The organism is Dysgonomonas sp. Shenzhen-Wh21 (genome assembly GCF_043392705.1).
Classification (GTDB): Bacteria; Bacteroidota; Bacteroidia; order Bacteroidales; family Dysgonomonadaceae; genus Dysgonomonas.
Genome location: NZ_JAIXHZ010000035.1, coordinates 1 through 10,320 on the forward strand (window position 1 = coordinate 1; position 10,320 = coordinate 10,320).

Sequence of the window (10,320 nt, forward strand, 5' to 3'; positions counted from 1 at the left end):
AATCAGAGACTTAACATCTTTTTGGATCCGAATTTCATCTGTAATTTTCTTCTCATAATCTTTTATTAGATTACTAGAGATCTCAATTTCACGAATAACCAGTTCTATTTGAAGTATATTCTTGCGCTTTTCTTCAGATAGTCCTTCAATACCGGCAAATGAGCCGCTGTCAAAAAAGGATAGATTCTGTTTTATTATTTCTTTTAAACTTTCATGTTTAGTTGAAAGCAAAAGATATTCCTGAAGTTTACCTTTTTCTAATAAGTTCTTTTCATCTAGTTTTTCTTTAATTTCAGCATTCAATGAGCGAATTTTCGTATATATATTAGGGATGTCTCCAATTAGAGCCTCTATATTGATATTGCTGTCATTTAGTTTCTTTATTTCTTTTTGCTGATTATGAATATTATTTTTTATTGTTTCAGCTTCCGCATTTTTGACTTCTAGGCTCGAAATATATTCTGTTCGGTTTTTATTTTCTTCAATGATTCTCTCTTTTACCTGTTGATAGACAGGATAAATTCTTAGAATCTCATAAATATATTTCTTTTGATCGTTGATCTTCTCAATGTCGCTCCTTAGATTGTTGATTTGATTTGTCAAAGAGTCTTTTTCTTTAATCCTTTTTTGACTCTCCTTTAATAGATTTATTTCTGAAAATATACTGTCATGTTGTTTCTTCCGTTCAAAATGCAAATCAATTTTAGACTCATGGCCGTTGATTTCCTTAGATAAAGAGGTGAGTTCTTCAATATGATTGTTGGCTTCAATAACGCGGTTATTGATTGTTTTCTCCAAATCTCTCTTTATTTGTTCGTTGAAATAAATATCGATCTTATTTAAGTTCTCCCCTAAGGATATGAGGGTTTCAATTTGAGAGTTTGTCGTTTCAATAATTTTATTATCTGCTGCTTCAAATGGAATTTTTGATAGTTCAGTTATTCTTTCCTTTATTTTATCTATCTGATTTTGATTTTCTTTTATCAAACTTACCAGATATTTATAATATATATCGATTTCTTTATCAACAAAATAATCCATAAACTTCTGGTATCTGTCTTCAGCTGTATCTTCTCTTAAGAAAGCATCAATCCAGTCTTGAGACAGAATAACATCTCTAAAGAAAGTCATTTTTTTAAAAGTGTCTTTTTCATTGAATCCAAAATCAGTTCCTCCTCTTTTAGATACTTCTGGTATCTGTCTGGTAGGGCTGTAATCTTCACCTTGAAGCGTTGTTTCTATTCTTACATATGCATTATTAGTTTCACCAAAATCCCGGTTTCTGAGAATAAACTGCTTTTTCTTTTCTCCATTAGGTCCGAGATCCTTTTTTCTTTCTTCTTTTGCTACAACTGCATTTTCCTTTTCCCGTTTTAGAAGGCGGCTGATGTTATTTGTCATACCCCATTCCACTGCATCGTAAAAAGATGTTTTCCCAAAGCCATTAGGTGCATATATTGAAATAAAATCTGCACACTGGCCATCACTTAACATAAAATTATATGTAGAATCTTTTGCGTCTCGATATGCCCTGAATCCTTGTATCTCAACTTTTTTTATTTTCATAGGTTTGTATCATCTGGGTTAAGATTGTCTCAATGTCGTTTTTCCCTTTACGAGAAATATTCAAATTATTTTTTATAATACTCCATAATGAAGTTTTTCCAATATAGTTGGTCGCGAATTTTGATTCTGTAGAGTTGAAACCAATATCTTCCATGGTTATTTTGGAGGAAATTAATTCGTTTTTTGTCTTATCTGACAGATCTTCTTTGAAAAAATTTTCTATAACGATCTTTCTACAACAGAATTTATCATTCTCTATTTCATATTTTATTTCTTTAGAAACAACTGTTCTACAAAGCAACAGTAAGTATAAGTTCCATTTTATGAATACATCGTCAGTTTGTCCCTGAATGCAAGCGGCAATAGAGTTAGTGATTTTTTCCCAATTGTCTTTCAACGAATTTTCATCAGGAAAAAGGGTAAAAGTAACAATTGCGTTATGTAAGGACTGTACTTCAACAACGTTTATACTGAAGTCTTTAAACTCGTCTTTTAAAATTTCGACTTCTTTTATACTATCCAATAGAGAATGTGTCATTCATTTTATCTTTAAAAAATTGGGGAATTGATGAAAAATCATTTGAATATTCAAACTGTTTATCTATAAGATCTCTTTGATATTTGTAAATATGAAAAAGTCCGAAATCCTTAAATATATCAATTCCTGAATCAATTTGTAATTTTTCATCATCAGGCTGAACTTTTGCAATATTGGCAACGCTTGTCTTTGGAATACTCACGAGAGTCGGCATTTTATCTATATCCGTACTAATTATAATATTCCCCCCCTTAGTCAACCCTTTTAGGTTCGACTTATAAATATCCTGAATAAGATCTTGCCATTTGTCTGAGATCCCGAATAAAAATTTATTCTTAGATAAATAGTCGTTTATAGATTCAATAGAAATATCTTCCGTCGGCTCTCTCATTAAATTAATCACTATAAACTCTAAAAAACTAATCCATAAATGTTTATTAAACAGATTTGCAGAAGAATGCCCTGAGATCAACAGATTTTCTTTATATTTTTCTAGTAACTGGTGGGGAAAAACTGATTCACAGAATTTCGATTTCACACGACTTGATAGGTAGTCTTTAAGAGGTATATTTGTAGATTCCAAATTATTGAGAGGAAATATAAACTGTTTTAAATGGGAAAAACACGCTAAGTAGGACGGAATCAAGGGAGACAAACCTTTCTTCTCTATCAGATCATGAAATAAGTTCATCGGAATAAGATTTGTACGGCCTAAAATCTCATCATCATCTTTTGCTGCCATTTCTGACTGGATACCAATTAATTCAATATTGCATCCAGCCTCTCGTAGGATTCCACCACCCGACATTCCCTCTACTTCTTTAAAGATTGGTCTTCCTTGAATTTCGGCTTCAAGGAAGTTATCTAATCGATCTTCTTTTAACTTTATATCATTTGAGCGATATGAATCATTCTCTTTTCTCCGTTTTAATGGATATCCACATAGTTTATAATTGGATTCATCGAAATTTAGTTCCTTTTTATAAACGGGCAATATATCTTCAATATCTATTCTCTTTACTTTAATTATAGCCGCTCCATCCCTCATTTTATCATCTTCATCATAGTAAGGAGGTTCAAGCAATTCTAGAATTATTGCTCTATCAGCTGTTTTCCATTCTATTGTAATGGCGGTTGTCGCTACATCTTTTATAACGTGCCTAGCTGTCAGAATATAAGAATAATCGGTAGTAAATGGTTGGAAGAGGCAACCACTTCCCTGATTCACTTTTACGGTCAGCGATCTAAGTCTATTTGATATATTGTCTGTCATTTTGATATTCAATTAAAGAAACTGGCTTTGCTGTAAATTTGTGTTCCCTATAATCTATTTCATTAAATATTTCCGTTATGAGCTTTGGATAATTAAAAAGTAATACAGGATTATTATTCATTGTTATAATTCTAGACATACAACTTTTATCTGGCAAACCGTGTTGTTCTCCATTAGTTGATATTACATAAATCTTACAATCGATAAGTTTTAATAATCGGAGACTAGTATTGGCTTTACTGCCATGGTGGGATAACTTTACCATTTCTGCGGAACATTTATTTTCTGTTGTGTATCCCAACTTTTTAAGGCTTTCTATTACTGTTTCCTCAAAAGCATCTCCCAAAAATAGGAAATTCTTTTCGTTCCACTTTAATAGAAAGGCAATAGAACTGCCATTATGGATTGATTTATCCGATGTAAATTTATCATTTTTAATTAATTCAGTAATTGTTCTTTCATAATCAGTTGATTTAGAAGAAGTCTGAGTATTACTCTTAAAATTCCATTTTACGAGTAATTTCTTAAGGTTTTCTATATTAGGTGATAGTATATAGAATTCCAATCCATAAAAATCAAAGATATCTCCGGATTTAATCAGTTTTTTATCCCAACCGGATTCTTTTATCAAACTTTCAAACTGGATTCCTTGGGATATACCTGTTTGTCTTGTCACATATGGAGAAATAGCTATAAAATTTTCCTGAATAACTGGTTGATTGAAAAATTCAGAGATTGTGCTCCCCGAGTTAAACCAGACCTTCACGATTAGGTCTTTATCAAATTTTTCATCCTCAAACCAGCTTAATATTCCATCTATGTGATCACAATCGATATGGGTAACAATAAGTAGATCTATTTTTTGTCCGTTATCAGCAATTTTCTGAATAACTTTTTTTAAATCCCCGGAAACCTTCTGCTTGGTTCTTTTATCTATGGATTCATAGGCGCATGCTGGTCCTCCATCAATTAAGATGTGCTTTAATTCATTTTTGTAACCAAAAGATACTAAAATGGAATCACCATGATAAGCCGAAAGAATTTTTATCGTCATGTTCTTGTAATTATACAATTTACAACAAAAAAACTTTGACAAAAGTACAAATATTATTAAGAAGGATTATCCAAATGTTAATCTATTTTTACAAATGGACAAATATACTATTTCCTGATTTACAATGAATCTATAGAGAATAAGAATATTATAGCAATAAAGGCTTGCATAATTAAAAAAAAGAGACTACTTTTGAACCCGAAAAGAAAAACAGGTTGCAGAGGACGCTTGTATGACAATCTAAGACAGAAATAAGTAACTAAACCGCTACTTAGTCTTTAAGTTAATTTTGGAAAATGTTTATTTTCAACAATATAGCGGATAAGGGTTCGAATCCCGTCTTTCGCTCAAATGTGACAAAGGTCGCATTTTTTTGTTTTAAAGCAAGCGCACGTGGTGAAATTGGTAGACACGCTACTTTGAGGGGGTAGTTTCCGTAAGGATGTGCGAGTTCGAGTCTCGCCGTGCGCACTATCGCTTCTACAAGCCCATTGATTAACAATAGTTTTTCAATGGGTTTTGTATTTGTAGAAATGTTTGTTGAGACAATTCGGTAAAACCGAGATTGTAAAAAAGGGAAGGAGTATATTGAGTTGGTTTTTTCCAGATTTTCCCAGTCGGAAAGGGAGTTACTAAATCCGAATCTGAAGTATATTTTATAGGATGGTTCGGGTATTGTTATTTTAGGAAGAAGCCAGTGTAAAGCATTTTCGTATTGTTTATATTTTTTAATCTTATATCTTTTGCCTTGCCATGCTTCGTTAACTGAGAGGGGCTTAATGTCGATACGTATTAAATCTCATTTTGTCCAAAACCAAATAAGTAAGATCAAAGCAATTAAGGTTATTAAAAATAAGTTTAGCAGCTTATGTAGGTTATTATCTTGTCTCATTTTTCATTTATTTCATTTGAGTATAGTAAATACAACGAAATCGCTTTATCCTTAAAATATTAATAAATAAAACTTTAAGTAGTTGCTATTCAACTTTACATCCATGAGGTGATTGCTTGAAGTATTTGTAGAGAGTGTCAGTTCACATAAATTCATTCAATAAAAATCCTTGACTATAAAACAAAAGGTAGAGGAATGATTCTTTCACTCCTGTATTTTTTAACTATTCCTTTTTATATAATTATGAGCTTTATTTGTCTTCAATTTTGCTCTATGTCGTTGTTCAGGAGGCAAGTTACAATAAAAAAATAGGACTGCCAAATCTTAAACAAGAATACTTTTTGGAGTTAAATTAAGGAAATATAGGTACAAAAAATAAGGATATTCATCACGAATATCCTTATTAATATTTGGTATGTATCAGATTGTATTACTCTACACCTCCTCCAAGCGCCCTGTATAAATTAACAGTTGCCTGAAGCTGTTCGAGCTTATCATTTACCTGTCCAAGTTGTGCTTGCAACAGATTTTGCTCCGCGTTTAGCACCTCTGTATAATTCGCCTCTCCGGCTTTAAGCAACACTTTAGTATCATCCACTGCAGTAAAGAGAGCTTCCACTTGTTTTGCTCTATCTTCGTTTTTACGTAACGATGATTCGTAAGTATACATTATATCAGAAACTTCTTGTCCTGCTTTTAAGACTGTTTGCTCAAATGTTAACAGTGCTTCTTCCTGTTGAGCTTTAGCCACTTTATATTGTCCTCTCAACTGATTTCCTGCAAAAATAGGTTGCGTTAAGCCTCCTACTATATTAGCTAATATATTGGCTGGTTGAAAAAACTGAGACAATGTATTAGAAGCATAACCTATTGTTGACGTACCCAATGTTAATGAAGGATACAAAGATCGCTGAGCAACATTCCTCATTTCAAATGCATATCTGAATCCCATTTCAGCTTGAATTACATCAGGACGCTTCGCCAACATTTGAGCTGGTATGCCATATTGCAAATGAGAAGGAACAGGTTGATCTTTGATAGCAGTTCTATATACCGGACCTGGCTTGCGACCAACAAGAACAGAAAGAGAATTCTCCAATTTTCTTATTTGGCTCTCAAGTGTAGGCACGCTAACTTGCGTATTATACAACAACGCTTCACTCTGTTTAACACCTGCACGGTTGAGCAATCCAGCCTGCATCATGTCCGTCATAGTAGCCGTAGATTCTTTAAGCAAACCTATGGTTTCCTTTGTAATCTTCAGTTGCTCATCCAAAGCCAATAGGGAATAATAAGTAGTTGCGATATTGGCAACCAATGATGTCTGTATCAAGTTACGATAAGCATGTGTACTAACCAAATTAGCATACTGAGCTCTCGACTTACTACTAAGTTTTCCCCAAAGATCGGCTTCCCATTGTACGGCAAAACCCAATCCAAACTGAGTCCCGGTTTCATATCCTAAGACCCTCTCTTTTCCGTTTTTAATACTTCCCCGAGTGTGCGTCACCTGACCGGCTAAAGCTATAGTTGGGAAATACGCAGATTTAGCAACCACCAGACCTGCTTCAGCTTGTTGGATTCTGGTATAAGCTATTCTCAGATCAAAGTTATTAGCCAATCCTTCATCAATAAGAGCCTGAAGGGCAGGATCTGTAAAATATTCCCTCCACGGGATATTTGCAATCGTAGTAGTATCTGTGGGATTTTCTCCCCTAAACATATCTTGCGAGTCTATTTCAGGAGCTTTATAGTTACTTACTATTCCGCAGGAGGTGAATCCCATTGAGAGTATTACTCCCAACAGAACTACACCTTTTATATATTTTCTCTTCATTGTTATTGGTTTTTATTAATAAACTCATCATTAGAGTTAATCATACCCGATTTACTTATCTTATCCTGTATTGTCTGGAATATAATATATAGGGAAGGAATAACTAGTACCCCAAGCATAGTCCCAATAAACATACCCCCTACAGCACTAATACCGATCGATCTGTTACCGATAGCTCCTGCTCCTGATGCAAACATCAGTGGTAATATACCTGCAATGAAAGCAAAGGAAGTCATCAAGATCGGGCGAAGACGTGCTACAGCTCCGTTTACGGCAGCTTCCACAATACTCATACCTTGCTGACGTCGCTGTAATGCATATTCCACAATAAGGATAGCATTCTTTGCCAGCAACCCGATTAACATAATCATCGATATTTGGACGTATATGTTATTTACAATTCCTCGCGAAAGACCGAATATCATCAAGAATATAAATACTCCGGCAAGACCCACCGGCAAAGAGAATAACACGGCCAATGGTATAATATAACTTTCGTACAAGGCAGACAGCAATAAATAAACGAATATCAAACAAATGCCAAATATTAATATTGTTTGGCTTCCACTACCAGCCTCCTCTCGAGTCATACCTGAATATTCGAAAGTATACCCATCAGGGAAAATAGATTTATCTTGAGACCATTCTTCCAATAGACGTAATACGTCACCGGTACTCTTTCCATCAATTAGGTTAGGTATAACGGTCAAGTCGATAGATGAATACATATTGAATCGGCTCAATGTTGGAGGAGCTACAATATCTTCTACATGAAGAAATTCTGTAATTGGAGCCATCTCTCCGGATTTTGTCTTCACAAACAAACCACTCAGATCATCCCATTTTCTTCTATATTCAGGAGATGCTTGCAGTACCACCCTAAATTGTTTTCCATACAAGTTGAACGTTGAAGCATATGAACTACCTACATAAGCCTGCAATGATCCCATTACTTCACTAAGAGTAAGACCGGCTGCTTTTATCTTTGGCAAATCGGCAGATATCTCTTTCTGAGGGAAAGCAGGGTTAAAGTTGGTCATGGCCATAAGGACAACATCATTCCTAGCCCGCAGTTTTTGAAGGATATTTTGAGCAACATCATTAAATTTGTTGATATCACCTCCCGTACGGTCTTGCAATTGCATCTCAACCCCTGCTCCCAACCCAAAACCTTGAAGGGTTGGAGTGGCCACAAAGAAGAAGGTCGCACCCTTTATCTTGCTTGTCTTTTCTTTGAGGATTGCAGATACTTCGTTTGTTGACAATTTACGGTCATTCCAAGGTTCCATTTTCACTACTAGGGTACCGTAAGAACTGTTCATACCAGCCATAAAGTTAACCCCTGTAATGTTTGTAACACTCTTAACACCTTCTATATCATGAGCTATTTTAACAACCTCGCCAACAACAGAATCTGTTCTCTCCAAAGAAGATCCCGGAGGTAATGTTACAAAGGCAAGTACACCACCACTATCTTCATTAGGCACAAAACCTGTAGGTAACAGCTTCATCAATCCGAATAAAACAACTGACGATACGATGATTATAGCTACTGTAATCCAACGATGTCCTTTTCTTCCAAGGAAGTGAAGACTCTTCTTGTACTTTTGAGTCGCACTGTTGAAAGTCATATTAAAGTAATAATAGAAGCGTTGGATGAAACTTTTGCTCTTATGCTCCTCATCATGTGGCTTCAAAAAGAGAGCACACAAAGCCGGACTCAAAGTCAATGCATTGACCGCCGAGATAAGAATTGCAATAGAAAGAGTTAGCCCGAACTGCTTGAAGAATACACCTGAAGTTCCTCCAATAAAGCTGACCGGAATAAACACCGCCGACATTACAAGTGTAATAGATATAATGGCAGGTGCAATTTCTTTCAAAGCGGTCATCGTAGCTACTTTCGGATCTTTTTCTCCGGCATCGAGCTGCGCATGTACCGCCTCGACGACGACAATAGCATCATCCACCACAATACCGATAGCCAACACGAGAGCAAACAGTGTTAATAGATTTATAGAGAACCCAAACACCTGCAAGAAGAAGAACGTACCGATAATGGCAACAGGAACAGCTATAGCGGGAATAAGAGTAGATCTTATATCCTGCAAGAATACAAACACGACTATAAACACCAATATAAAGGCTTCAATCAACGTATGGATTACTTTCTCTATAGACGCATCCAAAAACTCACTGGAGTCCATTATATAATTAATCTTAACTCCCGAAGGCAATGTTTTTTCTGCATCATTCAATACAGCCTTAACATTCTTAATAACCTCCTGGGCATTTGATCCTGCAGTCTGGTTGATCATTATAAATACAGACTGATTCTTGTCTGTTTCTGAAACAACGCTATAACTCAACGAACCCAGCTCAACTTTAGCGATATCCTTCAATCTCAAAATTTGTCCGTCTTGAGAGCGTAATATGATATTACCAAATTCTTCTTCGGTTTTCAGTTTTCCTGTATATCTCATCGTATATTGGAACGACTGATCACTATTTTGCCCCAATTCACCCGGTGCTGCTTCTATATTTTGATCTACTAATGCTGCTGAAACCTCTTGTATAGAAATCTTATATGCAGCCATTACGTCAGGCTTTAACCAAACACGCATCGAGTAGTCCCTTGCGCCAAACACACTGGCATTACCAACACCATATACACGCTTTATCTGAGGTAAGATGTTAATGTTAGCATAATTCTGAAGGAATTGACCATCATAATCAGGGTTATTTGTGCTCAAAGTCAAACCTAATAGTGTACTATTCTGCTGTTTTGATACAATTACCCCTAGCTGAGTCACCTCTTGCGGAAGCAACGGTGTAGCACGTGCAGCTAGATTTTGTACGTTTACAGATGCAATGTCCGGATTAACACCTTGCTTAAAGAGTATCTTAATGGTAGCCGTACCATTACTGGCTGACGATGTCATATATGTCATCCCTTCCACACCGTTTATCTGTTCTTCGAGGGGAATAACCACACTATTCAATACCACATCCGCATTTGCACCCGGATAGGTAGCCTGAACCTGTACTGTCGGAGGTGCAATATCCGGATATTGTTCTATTGGCAACGTTGCCAACCCAATAATACCTAATACTACAATGATGACAGAAATAACAGTAGAAAGCACAGGTCTTTCTATAA

6 protein-coding genes and 1 tRNA gene are annotated in these 10,320 nt (G+C 35.4%); 1 reads left to right on the plus strand and 6 read right to left on the minus strand.

Going from position 1 to position 10,320, the window contains the following annotated elements; genetic code table 11:
• From LDB17_RS01620 to LDB17_RS01635, 4 genes are all read right to left on the minus strand, one after another.
• Window positions 1-1,566: AAA family ATPase (locus LDB17_RS01620; protein ID WP_393924851.1), on the minus strand; the 1,566-nt coding region annotated here is incomplete at its 3' end.
• Complete coding sequence (locus tag LDB17_RS01625; protein ID WP_252636725.1) at window positions 1,547-2,104, minus strand: ABC-three component system middle component 1; 558 nt, start codon at window positions 2,102-2,104, stop codon at window positions 1,547-1,549. The genes LDB17_RS01620 and LDB17_RS01625, both read right to left, overlap by 20 nt.
• Window positions 2,082-3,377 (minus strand): ABC-three component system protein, encoded by a 1,296-nt coding sequence (locus LDB17_RS01630; RefSeq protein ID WP_252636726.1) that lies wholly within the window; start codon window positions 3,375-3,377, stop codon window positions 2,082-2,084. The genes LDB17_RS01625 and LDB17_RS01630 overlap by 23 nt, the downstream gene beginning before the upstream one ends.
• Window positions 3,355-4,431 (minus strand): ComEC/Rec2 family competence protein, encoded by a 1,077-nt coding sequence (locus tag LDB17_RS01635; RefSeq protein WP_252636727.1) that lies wholly within the window; start codon window positions 4,429-4,431, stop codon window positions 3,355-3,357. Before LDB17_RS01635 ends, LDB17_RS01630 begins: the two co-directional genes overlap by 23 nt.
• Before the next feature lie 387 nt (window positions 4,432-4,818).
• Between LDB17_RS01635 and LDB17_RS01640 the strand changes: the two genes are divergently transcribed.
• A tRNA-Leu gene (locus tag LDB17_RS01640) sits at window positions 4,819-4,902 on the plus strand.
• Between the two features lie 851 nt (window positions 4,903-5,753).
• Here LDB17_RS01640 and LDB17_RS01645 read toward each other — a convergent pair.
• Both LDB17_RS01645 and LDB17_RS01650 read right to left on the minus strand, forming a co-directional pair.
• Entirely contained in the window at window positions 5,754-7,160 is a 1,407-nt protein-coding gene (locus LDB17_RS01645; protein ID WP_252636728.1) for an efflux transporter outer membrane subunit, read from the minus strand.
• Between the two features lie 2 nt (window positions 7,161-7,162).
• Window positions 7,163-10,318, minus strand: coding sequence for an efflux RND transporter permease subunit (locus LDB17_RS01650; RefSeq protein ID WP_393924852.1), 3,156 nt, complete (start codon window positions 10,316-10,318; stop codon window positions 7,163-7,165).
• Window positions 10,319-10,320 lie beyond the last annotated feature (2 nt).

What these genes read in the sequence shown, in the direction of transcription:
- LDB17_RS01625 (WP_252636725.1), bottom strand. Translation starts at nt 2,104, where the DNA reads ATGACACATTCTCTATTGGATAGTATAAAAGAAGTCGAAATTTTAAAA.
- LDB17_RS01630 (WP_252636726.1), bottom strand. Translation starts at nt 3,377, where the DNA reads ATGACAGACAATATATCAAATAGACTTAGATCGCTGACCGTAAAAGTG.
- LDB17_RS01635 (WP_252636727.1), bottom strand. Translation starts at nt 4,431, where the DNA reads ATGACGATAAAAATTCTTTCGGCTTATCATGGTGATTCCATTTTAGTA.
- LDB17_RS01645 (WP_252636728.1), bottom strand. Translation starts at nt 7,160, where the DNA reads ATGAAGAGAAAATATATAAAAGGTGTAGTTCTGTTGGGAGTAATACTC.